22 protein-coding genes and 2 tRNA genes are annotated in these 24,227 nt (G+C 65.6%); 12 read left to right on the top strand and 12 right to left on the bottom strand.

The window, feature by feature from the left end; translation table 11 throughout:
- Positions 1-24: 24 nt before the first annotated feature.
- From AC2W7K_RS01395 to AC2W7K_RS01385, 3 genes are all read right to left on the bottom strand, one after another.
- Complete coding sequence (locus AC2W7K_RS01395) at positions 25-990, bottom strand: DUF5996 family protein (RefSeq protein WP_232623592.1); 966 nt, start codon at positions 988-990, stop codon at positions 25-27.
- 152 nt (positions 991-1,142) lie between these two features.
- The gene (locus tag AC2W7K_RS01390; RefSeq protein WP_198498714.1) at positions 1,143-2,381 is read right to left on the bottom strand and encodes a chloride channel protein; all 1,239 of its coding nucleotides are present in this window, start codon (positions 2,379-2,381) and stop codon (positions 1,143-1,145) included.
- Positions 2,378-2,845, bottom strand: coding sequence for an ion channel (locus AC2W7K_RS01385; RefSeq protein WP_198498713.1), 468 nt, complete (start codon positions 2,843-2,845; stop codon positions 2,378-2,380). The genes AC2W7K_RS01390 and AC2W7K_RS01385 overlap by 4 nt, the downstream gene beginning before the upstream one ends.
- Before the next feature lie 374 nt (positions 2,846-3,219).
- On the opposite strand from AC2W7K_RS01385, the gene AC2W7K_RS01380 reads away from it, so the two are divergent.
- The 4 genes from AC2W7K_RS01380 to AC2W7K_RS01365 all read left to right on the top strand — a co-directional run bounded on the left by AC2W7K_RS01380 (position 3,220) and on the right by AC2W7K_RS01365 (position 9,085).
- Complete coding sequence (locus AC2W7K_RS01380) at positions 3,220-4,479, top strand: flavin monoamine oxidase family protein (protein WP_344258178.1); 1,260 nt, start codon at positions 3,220-3,222, stop codon at positions 4,477-4,479.
- Positions 4,480-4,541: 62 nt separating this feature from the next.
- A complete protein-coding gene (locus tag AC2W7K_RS01375) occupies positions 4,542-6,023 on the top strand; it encodes an amidase (RefSeq protein WP_198498711.1) in 1,482 nt (493 codons plus the stop codon).
- Positions 6,020-7,360 carry an APC family permease gene (locus tag AC2W7K_RS01370; protein WP_486005681.1) on the top strand — a complete coding sequence of 447 codons (1,341 nt, stop codon included), beginning with the start codon at positions 6,020-6,022 and terminating at the stop codon, positions 7,358-7,360. The genes AC2W7K_RS01375 and AC2W7K_RS01370 overlap by 4 nt, the downstream gene beginning before the upstream one ends.
- Positions 7,361-7,660: 300 nt before the next feature.
- Positions 7,661-9,085 (top strand): cytosine permease, encoded by a 1,425-nt coding sequence (locus AC2W7K_RS01365; RefSeq protein WP_486005680.1) that lies wholly within the window; start codon positions 7,661-7,663, stop codon positions 9,083-9,085.
- A gap of 140 nt (positions 9,086-9,225) precedes the next feature.
- On the opposite strand, the gene AC2W7K_RS01360 is transcribed toward AC2W7K_RS01365, so the two are convergent.
- Positions 9,226-10,884, bottom strand: a complete 1,659-nt coding sequence (locus AC2W7K_RS01360) for an amidohydrolase (RefSeq protein WP_198498708.1) — start codon at positions 10,882-10,884, stop codon at positions 9,226-9,228.
- Between the two features lie 152 nt (positions 10,885-11,036).
- Here AC2W7K_RS01360 and AC2W7K_RS01355 point away from each other — a divergent pair, with 152 nt between their 5' ends.
- Complete coding sequence (locus AC2W7K_RS01355; RefSeq protein WP_376872352.1) at positions 11,037-11,723, top strand: TetR/AcrR family transcriptional regulator; 687 nt, start codon at positions 11,037-11,039, stop codon at positions 11,721-11,723.
- Here the strand turns inward: AC2W7K_RS01355 and AC2W7K_RS01350 are convergent.
- Positions 11,683-11,756, bottom strand: a tRNA-Val gene (locus AC2W7K_RS01350). The genes AC2W7K_RS01355 and AC2W7K_RS01350 overlap by 41 nt on opposite strands.
- A 76-nt stretch (positions 11,757-11,832) precedes the next feature.
- On the bottom strand, positions 11,833-12,294 hold the full coding sequence (locus tag AC2W7K_RS01345) for a TetR family transcriptional regulator (RefSeq protein ID WP_232623591.1): 462 nt from the start codon (positions 12,292-12,294) through the stop codon (positions 11,833-11,835).
- 110 nt (positions 12,295-12,404) lie between these two features.
- Here AC2W7K_RS01345 and AC2W7K_RS01340 point away from each other — a divergent pair.
- Positions 12,405-12,481: transfer RNA gene (locus AC2W7K_RS01340), tRNA-Pro, on the top strand.
- 63 nt (positions 12,482-12,544) lie between these two features.
- A complete protein-coding gene (locus AC2W7K_RS01335) occupies positions 12,545-12,910 on the top strand; it encodes a cupin domain-containing protein (RefSeq protein WP_198498706.1) in 366 nt (121 codons plus the stop codon).
- Positions 12,911-12,936: 26 nt separating this feature from the next.
- Here the strand turns inward: AC2W7K_RS01335 and AC2W7K_RS01330 are convergent, their stop codons facing one another.
- The 3 genes from AC2W7K_RS01330 to mhpA form a co-directional block, all read right to left on the bottom strand.
- On the bottom strand, positions 12,937-13,365 hold the full coding sequence (locus tag AC2W7K_RS01330) for a DUF1801 domain-containing protein (protein WP_198498705.1): 429 nt from the start codon (positions 13,363-13,365) through the stop codon (positions 12,937-12,939).
- A 49-nt stretch (positions 13,366-13,414) separates the two neighbouring features.
- Positions 13,415-13,888, bottom strand: a complete 474-nt coding sequence (locus tag AC2W7K_RS01325; protein ID WP_198498704.1) for an Lrp/AsnC family transcriptional regulator — start codon at positions 13,886-13,888, stop codon at positions 13,415-13,417.
- Positions 13,889-13,999: 111 nt separating this feature from the next.
- Positions 14,000-15,622, bottom strand: coding sequence for a bifunctional 3-(3-hydroxy-phenyl)propionate/3-hydroxycinnamic acid hydroxylase MhpA (mhpA, locus tag AC2W7K_RS01320; protein ID WP_198498703.1), 1,623 nt, complete (start codon positions 15,620-15,622; stop codon positions 14,000-14,002).
- Positions 15,623-15,909: 287 nt separating this feature from the next.
- Here mhpA and AC2W7K_RS01315 point away from each other — a divergent pair, with 287 nt between their 5' ends.
- Together AC2W7K_RS01315 and AC2W7K_RS01310 are read left to right on the top strand one after the other, a co-directional pair.
- Complete coding sequence (locus AC2W7K_RS01315; protein WP_198498702.1) at positions 15,910-17,109, top strand: trans-sulfuration enzyme family protein; 1,200 nt, start codon at positions 15,910-15,912, stop codon at positions 17,107-17,109.
- Positions 17,110-17,247: 138 nt separating this feature from the next.
- Positions 17,248-18,003, top strand: a complete 756-nt coding sequence (locus AC2W7K_RS01310) for a MerR family transcriptional regulator (RefSeq protein ID WP_198498701.1) — start codon at positions 17,248-17,250, stop codon at positions 18,001-18,003.
- Positions 18,004-18,058: 55 nt separating this feature from the next.
- On the opposite strand, the gene AC2W7K_RS01305 is transcribed toward AC2W7K_RS01310, so the two are convergent.
- The 3 genes from AC2W7K_RS01305 to AC2W7K_RS01295 form a co-directional block, all read right to left on the bottom strand.
- Positions 18,059-18,463, bottom strand: a complete 405-nt coding sequence (locus AC2W7K_RS01305; RefSeq protein ID WP_198498700.1) for an HIT family protein — start codon at positions 18,461-18,463, stop codon at positions 18,059-18,061.
- Between the two features lie 70 nt (positions 18,464-18,533).
- Positions 18,534-19,001, bottom strand: coding sequence for a redoxin domain-containing protein (locus AC2W7K_RS01300; RefSeq protein WP_198498699.1), 468 nt, complete (start codon positions 18,999-19,001; stop codon positions 18,534-18,536).
- 13 nt (positions 19,002-19,014) lie between these two features.
- Positions 19,015-19,458 (bottom strand): DUF3052 domain-containing protein, encoded by a 444-nt coding sequence (locus tag AC2W7K_RS01295; RefSeq protein WP_232623589.1) that lies wholly within the window; start codon positions 19,456-19,458, stop codon positions 19,015-19,017.
- A 214-nt stretch (positions 19,459-19,672) separates the two neighbouring features.
- Between AC2W7K_RS01295 and aceE the strand changes: the two genes are divergently transcribed.
- The 3 genes from aceE to AC2W7K_RS01280 form a co-directional block, all read left to right on the top strand.
- The gene (gene aceE / locus AC2W7K_RS01290; protein ID WP_232623588.1) at positions 19,673-22,468 is read left to right on the top strand and encodes a pyruvate dehydrogenase (acetyl-transferring), homodimeric type; all 2,796 of its coding nucleotides are present in this window, start codon (positions 19,673-19,675) and stop codon (positions 22,466-22,468) included.
- A 141-nt stretch (positions 22,469-22,609) separates the two neighbouring features.
- Positions 22,610-23,809 carry a PucR family transcriptional regulator gene (locus AC2W7K_RS01285; RefSeq protein ID WP_198498697.1) on the top strand — a complete coding sequence of 400 codons (1,200 nt, stop codon included), beginning with the start codon at positions 22,610-22,612 and terminating at the stop codon, positions 23,807-23,809.
- 56 nt (positions 23,810-23,865) lie between these two features.
- Positions 23,866-24,227, top strand: a 362-nt coding sequence (locus AC2W7K_RS01280; protein ID WP_486005679.1) for an acyltransferase domain-containing protein, incomplete at its 3' end; no start/stop codon positions are given.

Genomic DNA, 24,227 nt, shown 5'->3' with positions numbered 1-24,227 from the left:
CGCCTGGGCGAAGACAAACCTCGCTCAGTGCTCGTGGGAGCTGAGGTCGGCCGGCGGCAGGTATCTGATGAGCCGATCCTGATCGACGTCGAGGATCCTGCGATCCCAGTTCGCGAGGTCCGCGGCGCGGTCGTAGACCTCGTCGAGGAACGTCAGCAGCGTGCCTTCGGGATCGTCGGCGGTGCGGACATCGGCGTAGGGCAGGAGGTACTCCCCCAGGCTCGCGTCGTATCCGCCGGCGGTGAGCTTCCCGTCGTAGTAGCCTTTCGGCGCCGGATACGCGTAGGCGTAGAAAGAGCCTTCGGCGCTGCCGCCGGCCCAGAACCCGACGGCGACGTTCTCCCGGTCCTCGGCTTCGGCCATCACCCAGGGCGGGCAGTTCGGGGGTGAGGCCGTGCTCGGTGGGGCGACTCGTCCCGAATAGCGTGTCGCGGAGAGGTCCATCGACCCCCAGAACAGTTGGACGGGGCTTGCTTTGCCTGCGAATCCGGCGCGCCAGTAGGCGAAGACGTCATCGATGTGCTGGAGCTGTCGCCACCACAACCGCACGGCGTCGGCATCGTATTCCCGTGGCCGTGTGTCTTCGGCGAACGGGGTGGCCTGGGGCAGTTCGTTCGGCCATGCCCACACTGTGCACGGGGCGCCGAGCCTGGTCAGGGCCGCCATCACGGCGGCGTAGAAGTCGGCGACCGACTGGGGCTTCAGCGGCACGGTCTCGATGTCGCCGGTGCTCGCTCGCAGCACGAGTTCGTCGGCGATGAAGTCGAATTCCGCGTCGAAGGTCCGCCCCTGTTGGCGCATGAGGATCTGTGTGCGCAGTCCGCGAGCGCTGACGTCATAGGTGACGTTCCACCAGTGGTTGATGAGCGTCGTGGAGACCAGTTCGATCTTCCCGACGATCTGCAGCCACTGGTGCAGGTTCTCCCGCGTGCCCGTCCAGTCATCGATGCGCAGCTGCGGCCACGAGGACCCTGTCATTTCCGTTCCCATCGCCCACCCGGCCTTCTCGTGGTCACAGGCACGCCTGTGACCGATGGAGTTTCGCTCAACCTAGAAGGTGCGCGGTCACCCGTCAAGGGCGGCGCCGGTGGATGTGCCGGATTCGTGTCGTCGCCGGGCGTTCTCATCGCCGGCGACAGTGGCTAGCGCGCGGCCTCGGGAGGCGGTGATTCGCTGTCGTCTGCGGCATCACCGCTGCCGGGGATGAGGAGGGCGACGAGGTAGGCGATGCCCGCCCCGACGACGAGCGGCAATGCGACCGGGGTGTCGACGAGGAGGACGAGGATGAGGAGGACGGCCAGAGGGCGACGCCATCCGACGGCGGTTGTTGCCGCCATTCCCGTCGCCATGGCCGCTCCGACGGCGAGACCCGGGATGAGGACGGCAGCGGCGGCGCCGATGGCCGAACCGATGAAGATCAGCGGGAAGAACTCCCCTCCCCGCCATCCGCTGACGAGGCAGAGCGACAGCGCGACGATCTTCGCTGCTGCGACGAGGAGCAGCGTCGGCCAGGCTCCGGAGTCGGTGAGCACCTGGAGGTCGTGCAGTTCATGATGGCCGGAGAAGCGGACCAGGGGGACGAGGACAGCGAGGACGGCGAAGAGGATCGTGCCGATGGCGATCGTCGCCCACGTGCGACGGATGCGCTGCGCTGCGACCTCGAGCAGATGGTGGAGGGCGCGGAAGGCCAGGCCGGCGGCTGCCGCGATGCCGGCGACGGCGAGCAGCCACGGGCTGAAGTAGGCGACGTCGACCGGTGGCAGGGAGATGCGTGCACCGCTGCCCTCGGGCATCGCCCTCATGACGGCGAGAAAGACGAAGAACCCGGCGAAGGCCGCGCCGAACTGGAGGACCTTCTGCGGACCGAGCTGGTCGCCGTCGATCGCGGCCGCGCCCGGTGGGGACCCGTAGAAGCCACCGAGGGCGCCGGCGCTGCCGGCCTGGCCGATCGTGCGGCGCATGGCGACGTCTTCGCCGATGAGGTGGGCGACGATCGTCGAGAGCTGCGCGACGACGGCGACGATGCCGGCTTCGGGTCCGATGGCACCGCCGAAGGCGACCGCGACGATCGCGGCGAAGGCCGTGGTGAGCACGGCGCGCCGAGGCAGTCCGTCGGGGTCACCGGACTGATTGAGCAGAGTCTGGAGATCCTCGGTCGGGGCGGCTCGGTCGATGAGGATGAGCAGGGCACCACCGGCGAGGATGGTCACGAGGATCTGGGTCGTCGCATCACTGAAGAGTTCACCGCCGGCTCCCCAGACGAGGTTCTGGAGGGCGGTCATGCCGCTGAAGGTCAGCGCCGCGACGAGTCCTGCGATGCCGCCGTAGACGATGGCCAGCAGCGTCAGGCGTGGGGTGACGCCGGCGAAGCGCGCCTTCACGGGTGGTCCGCCGGACCGGCCTGCCGTCGGCTGACGATGCGCGAGAGTTCACTGGCGAAGAGTCCGAGGAAAACGAGGTCGAAGACGAAGACCGCGGAGACGAGGATGCGCGAGAGCTGACCGGTGGCGACGATGTCACCGTAGCCGGTCGTCGTCATCGTCGTCAGCGTGAAGTAGAGGGCGTCGACGCGGGTGTCGATGCCGTCGAACTCGGCGGGATTGTTCGTCGCGACGACGAAGAAGACCGCGGAGAAGGTCGCCGCGACGAGGACGAAGGAGAGGACGAGGAGCGGCAGATTGGTGTCCGTGCGGCGCAGGCGCAGCAGGGCGAAGGCGAGGACCGACAGCGCCGCCGCGGTCGCGAGCAGGCGTTCGATCGCACCCATTTCGGAGCTGGCCAGGGGAACCGTGAAGTAGAGCGCGAGGACGGCCAGGGGTCCGACGATGAGACTGAGTGCGCGCAACCCTGGGGAGCTCATGAGCTGCTGCCTGCTGGGGCGTCGGCTGGGTCGGCCGTCTGAGGAGGGGGCGTTCACGCCTTGATTGTATGCGGAGACCAGAGGCACTCCTCTCTTTGTCAGGCGTCCGCGCGCTTCGAAAGCGCCGTCAGCGAAGCAGTAATCGATTGTGTCACCAGTGTTGACAGCAACGCTGACTCGCCATAGTGTGTGTGACGCACACAACAACGATGTGAAGGGTGCACCCGATGACTGCAGCAACCACGTCCACCAGGCGTGTCTCCCGCCGTGGCCTGCTCGGTCTCGGTGCCGCCGGGACCGCTGCAGTTCTCTCCCGCCCCGAATCAGCAGCAGCTGAACCGGACATATCTGAGAACCGAATGTGGGACGTCATCGTTGTCGGCGCTGGTCCCGCCGGGCTCGGAGCTGCGCGGGACCTCGCGGACGCAGGCAAACTCGTGCTCATCCTCGAAGCCCGTTCAAGGATCGGCGGTCGACTCTTCACCGATGCGTCATCGATGTCCGTACCGGTCGAGCGCGGCGCCGAGCTCGTTCACGGCCCAGACGTCTCGACCTGGGATCTCATCCACTCCGCTGGGCTGACGACGCATCGCCAGGCGGCCATTGCCGGCAGACTCTCTCCAGACACGCCGTGGATCCGGTCGAACACATTCGACACGTTTCGTTTCCCGCTCGGTGCACCCACATATCCGCAAGGACTGCCCGCACCCCGCTCAGGTGAAACGGCGCTGATGTGGCTGAAAAGGGTCGGCATCTCAGCGGACAATTATCCGATCACTGTCGCCGCACTCGAAGTCGACAGCGAGCAGTTCGATATCGCCCCCGCCGACCCGGTGTACTACACAGTGCTCGAAGCACTCGACCTCCAGGATCGCAATGGACCAATCCCACCGGACGAATCCGGCGACTACCGGGTCATCGGCGGCTACAACCAGATACTTGAGCCGCTTTCTCGCGACATTTCCCTTCTGCTCGATCACCCGGTAGCTCAGGTGAACTACCGAAGCAGCCGAGTCACCGTCGTTGCCGGGAGTAGAGAATTCAAGGCCCGCGCCGTCGTTCTCGCCGTCCCAGGTGGCGTGCTCCAAACCGACGACATCGTCTTCGATCCGCCGCTGCCGGGGGATCGTCGAGTCGCTATTGACGAGATCAGCTACCTTTCGGTCTTCAAAGGAATCTTCGAGTTCGAGCGACCAGTTCTCCCCCCTTCGCATTCTCAGGCACCCGACTGGGATGTGCTGGCGACGTTCTCGGTCAACCCGCCCAGTCTGTGGAATGCGTCCGCTGGCACGCCTGACTTCCCCGGGGAGATCGTTGTGTCATGGATGACCGGCGGAAAGGCGCAGGAGCTGCTCGACCTGCCCGAAGTCGAACGGATGGCACTCGCTCTCGAGAGCATTCGCGTCTCCACCGGAGTGCCCGATCTGCAACCGGTCGCCTCGGTGACGAAGGACTGGTCAAAAGATCGATTCGCGCGTGGCGCGTATCCGGGACCGTTCTCCCGACGCGACGGCCTGCACGCACCGATTGATTCCCGGCTCTACTGGGCCGGAATCGTCACGTGTCGACTGTTCACACGTCGCGGGATTCGGGCATCGCGGCGGCGCAGGCGGTCCTGAGTGATCATCCCTGAGATGGGCTCGCAGACATCCTCACCCACCCACCGAGCAGGAGAACGACCATGAACCTCCCCCATATCACCGCCACAGAGGCAATCCGGCTGTTCCGAACGCAACGGCTCTCGCCTGTCGAGCTGCTCGATGCCGTCGTGGCACGCACTCGCGAGACCGAGCCTCTTGTCAACTCAGTCACCGAACAGATGCTCGAGGCTGCGTACCGAGCCGCACGGGAATCTGAGAAGCGCTATCAGGACAAGACGCCGCGACCCCTCGACGGTGTTCCGCTCATGCTCAAGGAAGAGCAGCCGATCACGGGCTATCTCAGTGAGGAAGGATCACTACTTGAGAAGGGCAATGTCGCCGAGGTGACCCACCCCATCGTCGATCGCATCATCACTGCCGGCGCCGTTGTCCATGGCCGGACGACAACGCCCGAGTTCTGTTGCGCCCCAGTGACGCACACTCGCCTCTGGGGCATCACGAGAAATCCCCATAATCCGGAAATGACTCCCGGCGGTTCGTCGGGAGGTTCTGGGGCGGCCCTGGCCTCGGGGTCAACGGTATTGGCAACCGGCTCGGACATCGGCGGTTCGATCCGGATCCCCGCCTCGTACTGCGGTGTGGTCGGCTTCAAACCGCCCTTCGCACGTGTGCCAGGCCTTGCTCCATTCAACGCCGACACCTATTGCGCCGACGGCCCGATGGGTCGCAGCGTGGCCGACGTCGCCCTGTTGCAGAACATCATCGCAGGCCCGTGGGCTGGCGACCCCGCGTCCCTGCGTCCCCGAGTCAGTGTCTCCGGCGATGTCGGCACTTTGAACGGGGTGAGGATCGCACTGAGCTTCGACCTCGGCGGTTATGATCCGGACCCCATTGTGGTCACGCGCACAGAGCAGTTCGCACTGGCGCTGGAGAACGCTGGAGCCAGCGTCGAAGAAGTCGATCTGCCATGGACCCCTGGCAGGGTCCTCGACATCGCGTGGAAGCACTTCGGCGGAATCATGGGCCCCTTCATCGAGTCGATCGGGCGCGACAGTTCGGCAGAGAGTCTCATGCCCTATACACGAGCCTTCATCAACGCCGCTTCGCGAGCGGGGAGCTACGCCGTCGGTCTTGTGGAGGAATCGACCTTCTATCGACCACTAGGCAACCTATTCGAGACTTTCGATGCGCTCGTCTGCCCCACCGTCACAAATACAGGGATGGCCGCAGATGCGACATGCACTGACTCGGCCGACGTCTTCTCTCAGCTGATGACCCTGCCTTTCAACATCGTCGGACGCGTGCCCGTCCTCGCCGTTCCTTCGGGTCGCGCCCCCAACGGAGTCCCCACCGGCGTCCAGATCGTCGGGCGCACGTTCGACGATCCCATGGTCTTCCGAATCGGAGCAGCCGTCGAGGCAGAACTCGGTCTGACCACTGCCGACGACTGGTGGCCGGATCTGTCTCTGAGTTCGACTAACACGCGAAACACGCCTGCAACGGAGTTCCGCGATGATGCCCAGGGGTCGACTGCGACCACGAGCTTGGCGGGTCGGCAATGACCCACACCACGACAGCCAAGAGTTTGATCCCCCAGCTCAATCTGGTCGGCATCGTCGTCTTCGGCATTTCCTACATGGCCCCTTCAGTGGTCATCGCCACATTCGGAGTGATCGCCACACTGTCACAGGGCGCCACCGCAATGGCGTACGTCTTTGCCACTGGCGCCATGGTGCTCACGGCGCTGAGCTATGGCAAACTCGCGCGCGCCTACCCGGCGTCCGGATCGGTCTACACCTATGCTCGCCGCACTCTCGGCAGTCATATCGGCTTCCTTTCCGGATGGACGATCCTCCTCGACTATCTCTTTCTTCCAATGGTTGCGTGGCTGATCACGGCCCTCTACTTCGGCGCTCAGTTTCCCGTCCTGCCGACGTGGATCTGGGGTGTGCTCATCATCGCAACCTGCACCCTCATCAACATCATCGGCCTCAAACTGGCAGACCGCTTCAATCGCGTTCTGCTTCTCATCGTCATGGGCGGGGTCCTCACTCTTATCGGGTTCGGCATCGCATTCGCCTCCGGAAACGGCAATCCAGTCGGACCTGCTGCCTGGCCGGAATCCGCAACCATCTCCGCGATCGCTGCTGGAGCGGCGGTAGCCGCCTATTCCTTCCTCGGATTCGACGCAGTGAGCACGTTGAGCGAGGAGGTGAAGAACCCCACGACGACAGTCCCCCGCGGGATCGTGCTCGTCGTCCTCACCGGAGGGGTGATCTTCGTAGCGACCTCCTTCGTCATGCAATGGGCGCATCCGAGTCTCGACTTCGCCGACCCGGAAACGGCAGGATACGAAGTCCTCACTCTCATCGGTGGCCCGATCTTCGCCGGAATCATCAACTCCACTCTCCTCGTGGGCGGAGTCGCCTCGTGCTTGGCCGTCCAGGCTAGTGGCAGTCGACTGCTCTTCGTCATGGGGCGAGACGGGGTCTTTCCGAAGCGAGTCTTCGGCAGACTCCACAATCGGTTCCGCACCCCCGTATTCAATCTCGTCCTCATTGCCGCCATCGGACTCGCGGGGCAGCTGCTCACCGTGGGCGACGCGACGTCGCTCATCAATTTCGGGGCTTTCCTGGCGTTCGCGGTCGCCAATGCCTGCGTCATCGCCCTCTGGTGGCGACACCGGATCGGATTCAAACGCAGATCTGTGATCGGGTTCGTCGCGCTCCCAGTCCTCGGCATCATCGTCGACGTTTACCTGCTGTTGAATCTGGGGTCGTTGGCGATACTCATCGGATTGGCGTGGTTGGGCCTCGGGGGCGGGTTCTTGGCGGTGCTCACACGAGGCTTCACTCGCCCGCCGCCAGGACTCGACTTTGCAGGCGCGGACGAGGCTTGAGTCCATGCGCCGGTATTCGCACAGCCCACCACATCACCCGGTTCGCAGCCTCGGCCGTTCACTCTTTTCACAGCGACGTCTCGGCGCGATGAAGCGCTGACCTGCAGGGTCCAACAACAGAACACACTATTTCAGGAGGGCAATGATGGCCACTGACACCGAGCTCGAAGACAGACTGAGATCACTTGAATCGTCACACGGACTCGATAGACGATTCTCACCCGGGGACCTGCTTCTGCTCGCCATGCTCACTGTGGCGCTCCCCATCGTGCTCATCGTGATCGGATGGGGAGCGGGATCGTGAGTGTCCAGGCACGACCGCTCACCGGCGAATTCGAAAGCAGCCTTCCCGTCACGCGTGCGGAGAAGACATGGGGACCGCTGGCGATCTTCGGTAACACCTCCTCCGCAGCAGTGGCGACGTGGTGCTTCATCAGCGGAGGTTTCGTCGCAGCTTACCTCGGCGCCACACAAGGGGCCCTGGCCGTCACAGCAGGCACGCTGATCGGGGTATTCATGGTGCTCCTTGCAGCGCTTCCCGCAGCAGGCCGGTATGGGGTCGAGGCCGTGCGTTCGACCAGACCTATGTTCGGATCGCGCGGTTCCGTTCTTACTGTCGTACTCACCCTGCTCATCCTCATCGGGTGGAATGCCGTACTGACGATCGCACTCGCTGACGCCTCAGCTCTGGCGCTCGCTGAGATGGGATGGCTGACGGAGACGATGATCGGCCCGACCGCCATGATCGTCGCCGTCGGCAGCGCTCTTGTCGTGTTCTTGCTTCTTCGAAAAGGCACAGCCACACTGCGCTGGGCGGGACCGGTCGTTGCTGTCACCGTGCTCATCCTCGCAGTTTGGATCGGCATCATGCTCATCATCCGCTTCGGCATTGACGGCATTCTCAGTGCCGGCGCGCTCGCGCCGCTGCCGGACAACGGCAGCAACTTCATGCTCACCGTCGAACTGGGAATCGCCGGAGGACTGTCGTGGTGGCCCTATGTCGGGGGCCTGACGAGGAACGCCCGCACCACACGAGCAGCCATCGTGCCCAGCGTGCTCGGCCTGGGCGTGATGATGTCCCTCGTCCTCATCATCGGCCTGATCGCAGCCCTGGTGGTGCCGGAGTCTGGCGGTGATCCGACCGGCTATCTCATTGAGATCGGCGGCCCCGTCTTCGGCGTCGTCGCGCTCTCGTTCCTCGCCCTGGCCAACGTCGGAACGATCATGGTTGGAGCCTACTCCGCGGCTCTCGGGCTCAAGCAGATACCGACAATCGACCGCCGGGTCCCGTGGTCGGTCGCAGTTGCCGTTGTCATGCTCCCCGTGCTGGTCATCGCTGTGTTCTTTGCCGACGCCTATATGGCGAACTACGGCGCATTCATCACCTTGGCGGGAATCCTGCTCGGCCCGATCTGCGGAATGCAGATCGTCGACTTCTTCCTCGTGCGCCGGCAGGAGCTTGATATCCGCGCGCTCTACTCAGTGAACGGCTCAGGATCCTACTGGTATTTCGCGGGGATCAATCCCGCAGGAATCGTGGGACTCATAGTCGGAATGGGAACGTATCTGGCACTCCTCGATCCATTCACCTATGTTCCGCCCGTCGACCTGGGCGTGATCGCCGCGGCAGTGCCCGCAGCGATTGCAGCTGGCGTCGTCTATCTCATCATCCTCCGGTTCGTTCCGCGGCTATGGTCCAGCCGACGGATCACCACCGACAGTTGAACTCATGATGAATCGTATTGCCGGCACCGATTCGGTCGGTGCCGGCAATTCGACGAGCAGAACGACTTCGCCGCGATGCCCGTCGCCTCCGCGATCAGATGCTGAGCGTCTCAACCACTCGGATAGTCGTGAGAGCCAACCTAGGCGGTCGAGTAGACTCGTTCACCGCGGATCCATGTCGAGGTTACGCGGCTCTCGTCGATGGAAGCCTCAGCGACGTCAAAGGGGTTGGGACTGATTGTGATGAGGTCGGCGTCGTATCCTCGCCTGATCGTTCCCGTCCGGGACTCCCAGTGATTGACGCGCGCTGCACCTGAGGTGCAGGCAGCGAAGAAGTCAGCGAGTTCGAGCCGCTGCTCATCTCCACCCAAGGGCGGACGATCGGATCCGGGCACCGCCCGGTTCACAGCGACATGGGCCGCGGCGATCGGGTCAGCTGACGAGACCGGCCAGTCACTGCCGGCGGCGAGCGGCGTTTCGCTCCTGACGAGATCCCCGAAGGGATACTGCCTCTTCTGCGCGCTCTCAGGCATGTACGGAAGCGTGAGTTTGTCGATCTGATCCCCATGGCAGGCCCACAGAGCTTGGATGTTTGCGACAGCGCCGAGCCCAGCGAAGCGTGAGACGTCACCAGGGGCGACGACCTGAAGATGCGCAAGATGATGGCGCAGGTCTGTCGGCCCGTTGACCGTCCGCGCAGCCGCGAGGGCGTTGAGTGCGTCATGCACAGCTCGATCCCCGAGTGCATGGAAGTGGATCTGGAAACCGGCCCGGTCGAGAGCGATAGCGTACTCCGCCAGTCTCTCTGATGAGATGAAGCTCTTGCCGCGATTGTGCGTATCTCTGCCGCAGGCATCGCGGTACGGTTCGCGCATCGCCGCCGTGAAGTTCTCCGCAATGCCATCGACCATGATCTTCACGGTGCCGAGACTGTAACGGTCAGCGCGACCAAGCGCAGCGGCATCGGCGCGACCGCGGATGAGGTTGTCGAGCTGCTCGAGCCCTCGGTCACGTTGCCACCATTGGGCACCACGCACCCGGACTCGAAGTGTGCCATCGGCAATTGCACGCTCATAAGCGACCCGGGTATCGGGAAAGCCCGCGTAATCGCCGATGAGGGCGTCTTGCCAGCCGGTGATGCCAAGCGCGATGAGCCGAGTCTGTGCCGCGAGCAGGCCCGCGGTGAGCTTTTCTGCGGACACGGCCGGAAGATGCGCCTCGACGAGTCGGAGTGCGCCTTCGTGGAGAGTACCGGTCGGTGCACCATTCGGAAGCCTTTCGATGACACCGTCAGCGGGGTCGGGAGAGTCCGGGCCGATCCCGGCCAGGGACAGCGCCGCAGAATTGACCCAGAGAGAATGATGATCCCGGCTGTTGAGGGCAACCGGACGATCAGCGATCACGTCGTCGATGAGCAGCGCGGATGGGGCTCCACCCGGAAAATGACCCATCGACCATCCGCCACCAACGATCCATGGCTCATCCGGATGCGCGTCGGCATACGAGGCAATGCGGTCAATGGCCTCAGCGGCACTGCGAGTGTCCGTGAGGTCGCATTGCAGCATTTCGACTCCGCCCTGCACCGGGTGGATGTGTGCGTCCTGGAAGCCGGGCGAGAGGAGACCGCCCTCCAGATCGACCACTATGGTCGATTCACCGACGTACGCCGCCATGCGGGCGTTGGGGATGATATCGCGGATTACGCCGTCCGTGACGACCACCGCCCGATCGCGAAGTGGGGCACCGGACCCGGTGAAGACGGCGCCATTATGGAAGACGACATCAGCAGTGGGGGTCATGACCGTCCTTCGTCGGAAACCAGCGTCAGTGCCACAATACTGATGCGTCATTGTCGGTGTCAACGCCGATGACAGAGGTGCATGATTGTACGATGATCTCGGATCTCACGGGCGGTTCTGATGCCGCCGACCTATGAACGGAGTCGAATCCCATGACGAGCAGAACCCCGGCCAAGTCTGGTGCCAAACCCACTCTGGACAAGGAAGCATTCATCGACGCCGGACTGCGCATGGCTGCCCGCCCCGAGACCACTACCGTGACGAACAGAGCGCTCGGAAAAGAGGTCGGCGTCGATCCGACGGCCGTTTACCGGCATTTCCCGAACAAGGAAGTGCTCATGCGCGCGCTTCTTGATCGCCTGTTTCAGCTCGCATGCTCGAAGGTGACGGTCGACCTGGACCGGTGGGAAGATCGACTCGTCGAGTTCGCTGAGATCACTCTCGACACGTTTCAGGAGTACCCGTCAATTGCGGCAACGGCCACAACGCTGACGACGCAAGGCCCAGGAGAGCTCGACAGTATCGAACTCATTCTCGAATGCTTCCACAGAGCCGGGTTGAGTGGACAAGCGCTAGCTGAGAACTACTCCACATTCGGCGCATATGTGCTTTCCGGTGCAGCCAGCCTCTCGGCTCCGCTGCCTGCGAGCAAGAATGAACGACGCGCATGGTTCTCGGGTGCACTGTCTGCCGATCCTGCCCGATATCCACTGACAGCCTCGATCCGCGATGACATCCTCAGCCTGGATCACCGGGAGATCTACCTCCGCGGGGCTCGCCAACTGGTCAGGTCAGCCGTGGGCCCAGAGGGACTCGAACCCCCGACCCTCTCGGTGTAAACGAGATGCTCTAGCCAACTGAGCTATAGGCCCCAAACGCGCGTGTTCAGTATGTCATATCCCCGACCCGCTGCCGAAACCGCTGACGCCGGGGTCGGCCCCACCCGGGTCAGTCCTGTTGCCGCAGGATCCCGGCGACCACCTCAGCGAAGCGCTCCCCAGCACCCGCGTCCGCGACGTCGAAGAGGGCGCGGTTCTGTTCGATCGCAACCGCACCGAGGGCGAACGACAGCACCGCCGCCGAGGTGGTCGCCCCGAGCCGTGCCGGGGTGAGCCCCACCGGGGTGACGTCGTCCGGGGCGAGCGAGTAGCCGAGCATGAAGATTTCCGCGCCGTCGCGGAACCGCAGCAGCACATCGCGCAACGCAAGAACGGTGACGAGCGGGTCCGCGGTGACCGGGGCGCGGCTGTTCACCTCGGCGCCCATCTTCTTCGCGATGAGCACGAGGAGGTCCTGCTTGTTCTTCACATGCCAGTAGAGCGCGGAGGGCTGAACGTCGAGCTCACGGGCGAGGCGACGCATCGACAGATCGCCCAATCCGTAGCGTGAGAGCACGTCGAGTGCGGTCATCGTGATGCTCTCAGCACTCAGCGCCAATGAGACGTACCTTTCACTTTTCGACATTCCCCGCGCTCGATTTCTCAAATGCGCGATCCCCTGGCTATAGTAGTTGCTGGTCACGGGATATGGCGCAGGTTGGTAGCGCGCCTCGTTCGGGACGAGGAGGTCGTGGGTTCAAATCCCGCTATCCCGACCAAGTGAAATCTCGGGGCATCGCACGCGCGATGCCCCGAGATTCTTTCGTTCTAGAGTGGTTCCCATGCCCACTCCCCAGATCGTCGCCGACATCTCCGAACTCGAGGTTCCACCGCGAGTGTCCGGTTCCGCATGGCGGCTGACCCCACCTGAGCGGGATCTCGACGCGAACATCATCACTCTGCCGGCCGATGACGAGATCCGCGCTCACAACGGCCCTGACCTCGACGTCCTCATCCATGTCCTCTCCGGTTCGGGAACCCTCGAGACGGACGCTGACACCCTCGACCTCGCCCCCGGTCTCATCGTCTGGCTCCCCCGCCGTTCGACCCGCCGATTCATCGCCGGCCCCGACGGCCTCAGCTACTTCTCCGTCCACCAGCGCAAACCGGGACTGAGCATCGGATCACGGCCACCGCTAAGGACCTGAGAGCCACCGGGTGCCGGGCAGAACCCTCACCGCTGCGGTTCAGGGTCGTCCTCACGGGCAAAGGCGATCGCGATGAGCTGCCGGAGGACCGCCTCGTCGATGTCTTCGAGCTTCTTCACATACACGCACCCGGCCCCTTCCGTGTACGTCCCGAGCTTCGGCAGCAGAGCCGCACCGCCCGGTAGGTCCTTGAGTCCGTAGAGCGACAGCTGTGCCTTCCGCGGGGAGAACGCGGTCTTCGGCCACACCCCGTGATTGCGTGGATTGACCGGTGACCGGTAGTGATACTCGCCGTAGCCGACCATCGACGGCCCCCACATCACCGGTTTCACCCCGGTCACCTCGGTGAAGATCTCCTCGAGCCGCTGACCGTCGACACGGCGCTTCGCCGGGGTCGCGGCAGCGATGAAGGCGTGGACATCGGCGTCGGTCGGCTTCGTCTTCTGTTCGGCCATGGATCGATTATCGCCGAGACGGTCGCCCCTGTCAGCCCACGTCGCGTGCTCAGCTCTCCGGCAGCCAGTCCGTGCCGTCCTCGACCCGATAGATGAGGTTCGTCCGCGTATGGGCGACCGCCGGGTAGCGGGTGAGGTAGTCGAGGACGAAGGCCTGGACCGCCTCGGTGTCGGGGGCGACGATGTGGAGGAGATAGTCGTCAGCGCCGGCCATGTGATACATCCGCACGACGCCGGGGAACTTCGGCGCAGCAGCGGTGAAGGCATCGATCTGCGCCCGGTCGTGCTGGGCGAGCCGGATCGAGATGAGCGCCTGGAGCGGAATCCCGAGCGCCGAGGTGTCGATGTCGACGCTGTAGCCGCGGATCACCCCGCTCGAGCGCAGGCGCTTGAGCCGCAGCGACACCGTCGACTCCGAGATCCCGACCTCGGCGGCCAGAGCTGCCCCCGAGGCACGAGCATTCTCACTCAGGGCCGAGAGCAGATGCCGGTCGATGTCATCGAGTTCGATCTTCTGCGACACGGTGCCCGCTCCCCTCAACTGATCCGTCTCGGAGAGTCTACGCACTCAGGGGCGCCCGCTCCCAGCCCGTCGATGCTCCTCGCGGACACTGTGCCCGGTGACGGCTGCCGCTCAGCCCTGTGCGGCGGCTTTCTCCGGGACGGCGGTCGCTGCCGGGGACACGGTGAGTGAGGCCCGCTCGGCGAGGCGGTCGAGGAGCGCGCCGAGCTCCGCGGAGTCGGCGGCATGACCGAAGACGTAGTAGTCGGGGCGCACGACGACGATCGGTGCGCCGATGTCGCGGAACCAGCGCGAGTAGTCGGCGTCGACGTCGACGACGCTGTGCTCCGAATCGAGCTCGGCCCGGCTGACATGCGCGTGGACCATGCCCAGGGCATCGATGATCGCCCTCTGCTCCGCGGTCAGGTCGTCGAGATAGTCACCCCGGGAGGACAGCAGCGTCCACCCCGTGCCGATGACGTCGTCGGCCAGACCGTCCCGGCCCCGTGCCTCCACCCTGGCCTGGAGACCGAGGCGTCCGACCACCTCGGTGCTCTCACCGCCGTCGAGGACGCCCTCGTAGAGCCACGGCAGGACCGGCGGCGGGACGTCTCCGGCGAGGAACGCGGCATCACGGGCCGCGACCTCCTCAGGATCCTTCATGCAGACCACCCGACCGAGCGCCATCGAGGCCTCGATGTAGGCCCGGGCATGAGGGCGCCGTTCGACGGTGTACGCGTCGAGGAGACCCTCGGCCGCGCTCCCGGAGAGCACGAGGTCGAGCTTCCACGCGAGATTGACGGCGTCGCGGAGGCCCGAGGACAGCCCCTGCCCCATGAACGGCGGCATGAGATGAGCGGAATCGCCGATGAGCAGCGTGCGATCCCGGCGGAACGTCGAGGCGATGAGCGAGCGGAAGCCGTAGACCTTCTTCCGCACGATCGTCGCGTTGTCCGCACTCAGCCCCCACCGCGACAACAGGGACCAGATCCTCTCCTCCGTCGCCATCTCCTCGGCACTCTCACCGTCGAGCAGCATGAACTCCCACCGCGCGGTGTGCCGACCGAGCCAACGGAAGAGGGACACCGGGCGCTCCGGGTCGCAGATCTGACCGGCGTCGGGCATGTCGATGACCATGTCGCGATCGTGGGGTTCGATGTCGGTGACGAGCCAGTCCTCCTCGAAGCCGAGGTCCTCCCATTCGATGCCCACCTGCCGGCGGACGAGGGAGTTCGCGCCGTCGGCCCCGATGAGGTACCGCGCTGTCACCGTCTTCTCCTTGCCGGTGGGGGTCAGTCCCGCCTCGGTCTTCTCGACTTCGCGCAGGCGCACCTCGACATGGTCGGGGTGATTGGCCACCTCGGTCGCCTCCCACCCGAGCTCGACCGTGACACTGGGATGCCTGCCGACCGCGTCGAGCACGGCCTCCTCGAGCTCCGGCTGATAGAAGAGGTAGTCCGACTTCCATCCCGAGGGCGTCGGCGCATTCCAATCGATCCGCAGGAGCAGCTCCCCCGCCGCATTCACCCAGTCGTAGTCGGGAATCGGAATGGCCTGCAGGCGGAACGCGTCCGTCGCGCCGATGCCCTGGAGGATCCGCATGATCTCATGATCGAGATGTCCGGCGCGCGGCAGCGGGTAGGTGCCGGGCCACTTGTCGAAGGCAGCGACCGTGTGGCCCTTGGCCCCCAACAGCGCCGCGTGCACCTGTCCGACGGGACCGAATCCGACCTGAATGACATCGACATCAACCATGGGGCAACTGCTCCTTGAGTTGGGTCATCATGTGATATTAAACATAATGATTATGTTCAATGAGCTTAGGGACAAGAGCCGGCCCGGTCAAGACTCGACGACCTTATGGAGACTCCTCTCAGCCGCACCGCGTCGGTGCTCGACGGCGCGGAGCACCGGCGGCAGAATCTGCGGTGCGCGTCACGTCACCGGCGACTTCGTCAAGGATCCTGCCGGAACAGGGTCGAATGCAGAAGATTCTTGATGATTCCTTGCAGTCGTTGAGAGAAACCCGATTGAATTCCGCCATGACCTCTCTCCACCCCGAATCACCCCTTCACCCCGAAACCCGCATGGTCCACGGCGGCATGGACGGCCTCACCGAGGCGGGCGTCCACGTCCCCGCGATCGATCTCTCGACGACGAACCCGGTCGGCGACATCGACACCGGCGGCGAATCGTACGAATGGCTCGCCACCGGCCATCCCCTGCGCGAGAGCGATTCCGCCGTCTACCAGCGCCTGTGGCAGCCCGGCGTCGCCCGCTTCGAAGACGCCCTCGCCGACCTCGAACACGCCGAGGAGGCCGTTGCCTTCGCCACCGGCATGGCGGCCCTGACGGCGGCGCTGCTCGCCGCGGTCAGCGCCGGCACCCCGCACATCGTCGCGGTCCGTCCGCTCTACGGCGGCAGCGACCATCTGCTCGACTCCGGCCTGCTCGGCACCACGGTGACGTGGACGACGCCGGAGGGGATCGCCTCGGCGGTGCGGGACGACACCGGACTCGTCATCGTCGAGACCCCGGCGAACCCGAGCCTCGACCTCGTCGACCTCGATGCCGTCGTCGCGGCGGCGGGCGATGTTCCCGTCCTCGTCGACAACACCTTCTCCACACCCGTCCTCCAGCGCCCGATCCGGCACGGCGCCGTCCTCGTCCTCCACAGTGCGACGAAGTACATCGGCGGGCACGGCGATGCGATGGGCGGGATCATCGCGACGAACTCCGCGTGGGCGACCCGGCTGCGTCAGGTCCGCGCGATCACCGGTGCCCTGCTCCACCCGATGGGCGCCTACCTCCTCCATCGCGGACTGCGCACGCTCGGGGTGCGGATGCGCGCGGCTCAGGCCACTGCGACGCAGCTGGCCGAGCGCCTCAGCGCCCATCCGGCGATCGCCGCGGTCCACTACCCCGGGCTCGAGGGCCAGGATCCGCACGGTCTGCTCGGCCGCCAGATGGCCGGGCCCGGCGCGATGATCGCCCTCGACATCGCCGGCGGCTTCGAGGCGGCCCGCACCTTCGTCGAGAACTGCCGCCTCGTCGTCCACGCCGTCTCCCTCGGCGGCGCCGACACCCTCATCCAACACCCTGCGTCGCTGACCCACCGTCCCGTCGCCTCCGAGGCGAAGCCGGGTGACGGGCTCGTGCGCCTCTCCGTCGGCCTCGAACACGTCGACGACCTCGCCGAGGACCTCTTCACCGCCCTCGACGCCGTCCGCGCGGCCGCGTGAGCAGGCCGTTTGTGGTCACAGACCTGAGGTGCTGGAGCCGAAATCGCTCCTCTCCCTCGGTTCTGTGACCTCAAACGCCGCTGTCGCGCGTCAATGGGTGTTGACATTGACGCGACGTCAACTTCTACGCTGGTTTCCATGGACTGGTCCATACAGGAAACAGCGCGACTGACGGGCACGACGAGCCGGACTCTGCGTCACTACGACGCGATCGGCCTGCTGTCTCCGTCGTCGAGGGCCGCCGGTGGCAGCCGACACTACGACGAGGACGCCCTCGTCCGCCTGCAGAGGATTCTCCTCCTGCGGGAGCTGGGCCTGCCGCTGGGTCGGATCGCGGAGGTGCTCGAGACCACCGCGGATCCGATCACGGCCCTCGAGGACCATGTGCGCGAGCTCGGACGCGAGCGAGCGCGCCTGGAGCGGCAGATCGCCGCCGTCACCGCGACGATGACACGACTGAAAGCAGGTGAACCGCTCATGGCGGAAGAGATGTTCGATGGCTTCGACCATCGAGAGCACGAAGACGAGGTGCGGCAGCGCTGGGGCGATGCCGCCTACGAGACCTCGGAGAAATGGTGGACGGGAATGAACGACGACGAGCGCCGGTCCTGGCAGGACGATGCCCGCAGACTGGCCGCGGACTGGGCAACTGCCGCCGAGGCGGGGGTTGACCCCGATTCGTCCGAAGCGCGGGATCTGTCCCGCCGTCACATCGAGTGGCTGACCTCGGTGCCGGGAACCCCGGCCGCCGACCCCGCCGGCGACACCGACGGCTACGTGCGGGGACTCGCGGAGATGTACGTCGCCGATCCGCGGTTCGCCGCGAACTACGGCGGTGAGCAGGGTGCGGAGTTCGTCCGCGCCGCGCTCGTGTCCTACCTCGACGCGAACTGACGCTCACCGCGTGCTGAGTGCGCTGAGCTCCGAAAGAGCTCAGCGCCCGCAACGCTCAGGACTGCTGGGACAGGGCCTGCCGAATCTTCTCGGCGGGCCCTTCCAGCGTCTGCGCGCCCTGCATCGGGGCCCGGTCGGAGATGTCGAAATCGGCCATCGACGTCGTCGGCCACACATGGATGTGGACGTGGGGCACCTCGTAGCCGACGATCATCATCCCGATCCGCTCGCACTCGAACGCGGCCTCCTGAGCACGGCCGATCCGCTTCGCGACATTCATGAGGTGATCGAGGAGGTCGTCGTCGAGGTCCGTCCACGCGGAGATCTCCTCGCGCGGGACGACCATCGCATGTCCCTCGGTGAGCGGGGAGACGTCGAGGAACGCGACGCACCGGTCGTCCTCGTAGACGAATGCTCCGGGGATCTCTCCGTTGATGATCTTCGTGAAGATCGTGGCCATGGCGGTCCTCCTCGGTCGAGGGCCGCTGCTGCGCGGCCCGGTGTGATGCGGTCGCCGGGCTGCCGGTGGGTCAGGCGATGCCGGCGGCGATGCGGGCCTCGATCGCGAAGTCCCGGGTCTCGGTGCGTGCGACCTGGCGGCCGCTTTCGATCGTACCGGCTTTCGTGATGACGAACACACCGCGCTCGGCGACCCCGTGGTCCTCGTCGAAGACGCCGTAGGCGCGCGCCACGGCACCGTGGGGCCAGAAGTCCGAGCCGATCGAGAGATTCACGCCGCGTTCGACGCCCCACGCCGCCAGCGTGTACTTCGCATCCGCGGTGATCGCGATGACGGTGAGGTCATCGCCTGCCGCATCGGCGTCGTCCTGGACGTCCTGCAGGGCCCGGATCTCGTCGCCGCACACCGGGGAGAACGCATAGGGCAGGAACGCGAGGATGACCACGGAGCTGCCGGTCGCCTCGGCGAGGGTGATGGTCCGGCCGAACTGATCGGTCACGGAGAAGTCGGGAGCCCGGTCACCGGGCCCGGGAATCATGGACGGCCCGCGCTCACGAGTAGTTCTTCTTGCCGACGAGGCGGAAGCCTGCCCAGTCCTCGGCCGCGGACACGGTCGAGGTGACGTGCATGCCGGCGGTCGGCGCCGCTTCGGAGATCTCTGCCGGGGTGATGTGGCCGGGTCGGTTGGCCTTGGGAGTGAGCAGCCACACGACCCCTCCGTCCTTGAGGGTGACCTGAGCGTCGACGAGCCCGTCGATGAGGTCGTCGTCATCGGACCTCCACCACATGAGGATGACGTCGAACACGTCATCGACGTCGCCGTCGGCGATCTTCTCTCCGATGATGGTCTCGATCGCCTGGCACAGATCAAGGTCGACGTCGTCGTCGTAGCCGATTTCTTGCACATAGTCCCCCGCTGCCAATCCGAGATTGTGTCCCAGTTCGGTCGGCAGGGTCGACGTGGAAGAGGTCCTTTCAGAAGCGGAGTTGCTCATACTCACATTGTTCCGCCATTTGCAGACGGGGGCAAATGTCGGCGCGCCCGTTCTCCCGGCCGTTCTGCGGATTCCGTCGTCGTCATCCAGATCACAGGAGACGGCAGAGCGAAGACGGCCGCCGCGTACTAGGCTGGAATCGAATCCGGTGGACCCTGGGCTCTGTGTCATCACCCGAACCGCATTCCATCGGCAGAACGCGACTTCGCCACCAATGCAGGTCGCGGAGGGAAGAGAGGACCACACTGTGGACAATCGCAATCAGGGCGGACCGATACTCAACGGGCTGCCAAGCCAGGTGCCTGACATCGATCCAGAGGAGACAGAGGAGTGGTTGGCCTCTCTCGACTCCCTCATCGATGAAGGCGGGCGCTCGCGCGCACGCTACGTCATGCTGCGGATGCTCGAGCGCTCGCGTCAGAAGCAGATCGGCGTGCCCAGCCTCACCGCCACCGACTACGTCAACACGATCGGACCTGAGAACGAACCCTGGTTCCCCGGTGACGAAGAGGTCGAACGCCGCTACCGCCGGTGGAACCGCTGGAATGCCGCGATGCTCGTCCACCGCGCCCAACGCCCCGGCATCGAGGTCGGCGGCCACATCTCCACCTACGCCTCCTCGGCGACTCTCTACGAAGTCGGTCTCAACCACTTCTTCCGCGGCAAGGACCACCCCGGCGGCGGCGACCACATCTTCTATCAGGGACACGCCTCCCCCGGCATGTACGCCCGCGCCTTCCTCGAAGGCCGGATGACCGAGGAGGAGCTCGACGGATTCCGTCAGCAGCAGTCCCACCTCATCGACGGCAAGCCCGCCGGCCTCCCGTCCTACCCTCACCCGCGCCAGCTCGAGGACTTCTGGGAGCACCCGACGGTCTCGATGGGCCTCGGCCCGATGAACGCGATCGCCCAGGCCCAGTTCGACAAGTACCTCCACAACCGGGGGATCAAGGACACCTCGCAGCAGCAGACGTGGGCGTTCCTCGGCGACGGTGAGCTCGACGAGCCCGAGAGCCGCGGCATGCTCCACGTCGCCGCCTACGAGGAGCTCGACAACCTCAACTTCGTCATCAACTGCAACCTGCAGCGACTCGACGGACCGGTGCGCGGCAACGGCAAGATCATCCAGGAGCTCGAAGCGTACTTCCGCGGGGCCGGCTGGAACGTCATCAAGGTCGTCTGGGGCCGCGAGTGGGATGCGCTGCTGGCCAAGGACCGCGACGGCGCCCTCGTCAACCTCATGAACGAGACCCCCGACGGTGACTACCAGACCTACAAGGGCGAGTCCGGCGGGTTCGTGCGCGACAACTTCTTCGGCCGCGATCCGCGGACGAAGGCGATGGTCGAGAACTACTCCGACGAGCAGATCTGGCAGCTCAAGCGCGGCGGCCACGACTACCGCAAGGTCTACGCCGCCTACAAGGCCGCGTTCGAGCACACCGGTCAGCCCACCGTCATCCTCGTCAAGACCGTCAAGGGCTACTCGCTCGGTCCGCACTTCGAGGCGCGCAACGCGACGCACCAGATGAAGAAGATGACGATCGACGACCTCAAGCTCGCCCGCGATCACTTCCAGATCCCGATCTCCGACAAGGAGCTCGAGGAGAACCCGAAGCTGCCTCCGTACTACCACCCGGGACCCGACGCCCCGGAGATCAAGTACCTCCAGCAGCGGCGCGCCGACCTCGGCGGGTACTCCCCCGAACGGCGCAGCACGTACGTCGACCTCGCCCTGCCCGGCGACAAGGCCTACGAGGCCGGACGCCGCGGCTCGGGCAAGCAGACGATTGCGACGACCATGGGCTTCGTCCGCGTCCTCAAGGACCTCATGCGCGACAAGGAGTTCGGCAAGCGCATCGTGCCGATCATCCCCGATGAGGCCCGCACCTTCGGCATGGACTCGTTCTTCCCGACGGCGAAGATCTACAACCCGCACGGACAGAACTACATCTCCGTCGACCGGGACCTGTTCCTCGCCTACAAGGAGGCGATGGACGGACAGCTCCTCCACGTCGGCATCAACGAGGCCGGCGCGACGGCGGCCCTGACCGCGGTCGGCACCTCGTACGCCACGCACGGCGAGCCGATGATCCCGTTCTACATCTTCTACTCGATGTTCGGGTTCCAGCGCACCGGTGACTTCTTCTGGGCCGCCGGCGACCAGATGGCCCGCGGCTTCGTCCTCGGCGCCACCGCCGGACGCACGACGCTCGTGGCCGAGGGACTCCAGCACGGTGACGGCCACTCGCACCTGCTCTCCTCGACGTACCCGTCGGTGATCTCCTACGACCCGGCCTACGTCTACGAGATCTCCCACATCGTCAAGGACGGACTCAACCGGATGTACGGGCCCGATGACGGCCGTGATCCGAACGTCCTCTACTACCTGACGATGTACAACGAGCCGATGGTCCAGCCGGCCGAACCCGAGGACCTCGACGTCGACGGCCTGCTGCGGGGCATGTACCTGCTCAAGAAGGGTCCCGACAACGGGGGTCCGAAGGTTCAGCTCATGGCCTCGGGCGTCGGTGTGCCGTGGGCGCTGGAGGCCCAGGAGCTCCTCGAGAAGGACTGGGGCGTGTCCGCCGACGTGTGGTCGGTGACCTCGTGGACCGAGCTGCGCCGCGACGGCCTCGCCGCCGACGATGCGCGTCTGCTCGACCCCGAGGCCGAGCCGCGGATCCCGTTCGTCACCGAGAAGCTCCTCGACGCCTCGGGTCCGGTCATCGCGACCTCGGACTTCATGCGGGCCGTGCCCGACCAGATCCGGCAGTACGTGCCCAACCACTTCACGTCGCTGGGCACCGACGGCTACGCGATCTCGGACACCCGTCCCGCGGCGCGCCGGTACTACCTCGTCGACGGTCCCTCGATGGCGACCCAGGCGCTCATCTCGCTTGCCGACACCGGGGTGATCCCGATCGACAAGGCCGCCGAGGCGGCGAAGAAGTACCAGCTCGATGATCCGCGGGCGGGCGCCTCCGGTTCGACCGAGGGTGCCGGTGCGTGAGCCTGAACAGGTGAGCAGCCGCACACGCTGAGTGACGGAGATGGCCGGAGTCGACAGGACTCCGGCCATTTCTGTCCCCGATGACAGATTTTTGTGCGTTTCGCACAAGCGTTTTGTCTCAAGGCCTTTAAGCTGGAGTCCATGACCTCCGACACTGAGACTCTCCGTCGGCGAGCGGAGACGGGTCGACGTCTGCGCGCAGGCGTCGGCGTCCTCTCCACCGTGACCCTGCAGCGACTCGACACCCGGCTGCCCTGGTACCGCTCGATGTCACCATCGGATCGCTCCTGGGTCGGGCTCCTCGCCCAGTCGGGCATCAGCTCGTTCATCGACTGGTACCGCCAGCCCGACACCGATCTGCGGGTCGTCAGCGAGATCTTCAAGTCCGCTCCCCGCGACCTCATCCGCGCCATCAGCCTCCAGCAGACCCTCCAGCTGCTCAAGGTCGTCGTCGAAGTCGTCGAGGAGCGCGTGCCCGACATCGCCCGCACCGCCGAGCAGCCGGCGCTGCGCGAAGCCGTGCTCATCTACTCCCGCGAGATCGCGTTCGCCGCGGCCGACGTCTACGCCCGGGCTGCGGAGGCCCGCGGCAGCTGGGACGCCCGCCTCGAGGCGATGGTCGTCGACGCCCTCGTGCGCGGGGACTCCGTCGACGAACTCGCCAGCCGCACCGCCGCCTTCGGGTGGCAGTCCGAGGAACCGGTCACCGTCCTCGTCGGCCGCGCCCCGCAGCGGTCGGCGAAGAAGGGCATCGAGGTCATCCGCCGCAAGGCCCGGAAATGGGCCGAGGACGCCCTCGTCGGCATCCACGACAACCGTCTCCTCATCGTCCTCGGCGGAGTCAGCGACCTCGACACCGCGGTCGAGGACCTCTCGGACTGCTTCGGCCCCTCCGAGGTCATCGTCGGTCCCAGCGTGCCGACGCTCGCCGAGGCGGCCACCTCGGCGAAGGCGGCGATCATGGCGCTCAAGGCCGCCACCGCCCGTCCCGACTCCCCGCGCCCGGTCAAGGCCGACGAGCTCCTGCCCGAACGGGCTCTGGCCGGCGATGCCGTGGCCCTGGGCGAGCTCATCGCCCGCTACTACGAGCCGCTGACCTCGGGCACCGGCCAGCTGCTCAAGACCGTGAGCGCCTACGTCGAGTTCGGCTCCTCCCTCGAAGCCACCGCGAAGGCCCTGTCCGTCCACCCCAACACCGTCCGGTACCGGCTGCGGAAGATCACCGAGGCGATCGGGCTCGATCCCACGGTCTCCCGGGACGCGTTCGTCATCCACATCGCATTGGTGTACGGACGACTGTCAGATGCCGGGCTATTGTCGCAAGGCGACAAAACGCAATGACGCCCGACAACCATCCGTTAGATTGAACAGCGACGTCGAACGAAAAGAGATTCTCAGTGCTAGTCATCACGTGCCCAGGTCAGGGCGCCCAGAAGTCAGGCTTCCTCGAGTCCTTCCTCGAACTCGAGACCTTCTCAGCACAGATCGATGAACTCGCCGCCGCGTCGGGCATCGACCTGCGCGCGCACGGCACGACCTCCGATGACGAGACGATCAAGGACACCGCGCTCGCGCAGCCGCTGCTCGTCGCCGCGGCCATCGCCTGCGCCGCCGAGCTCGGCGTCACCCCCGACGTCGTCGCCGGCCACTCCGTCGGTGAGATCGCCGCCGCGCAGATCGCCGGCATCCTCACCCCCGCCGATGCCATGCGCTTCGTCGCCGTGCGCGGGCGCCGGCATGGCCGAGGCCGCAGCCGCCA

It is taken from the genome of Brevibacterium sp. LAARM2_SD2 (assembly GCF_057364785.1).
This window is presented reverse-complemented; position numbering and strand designations above follow the sequence as displayed.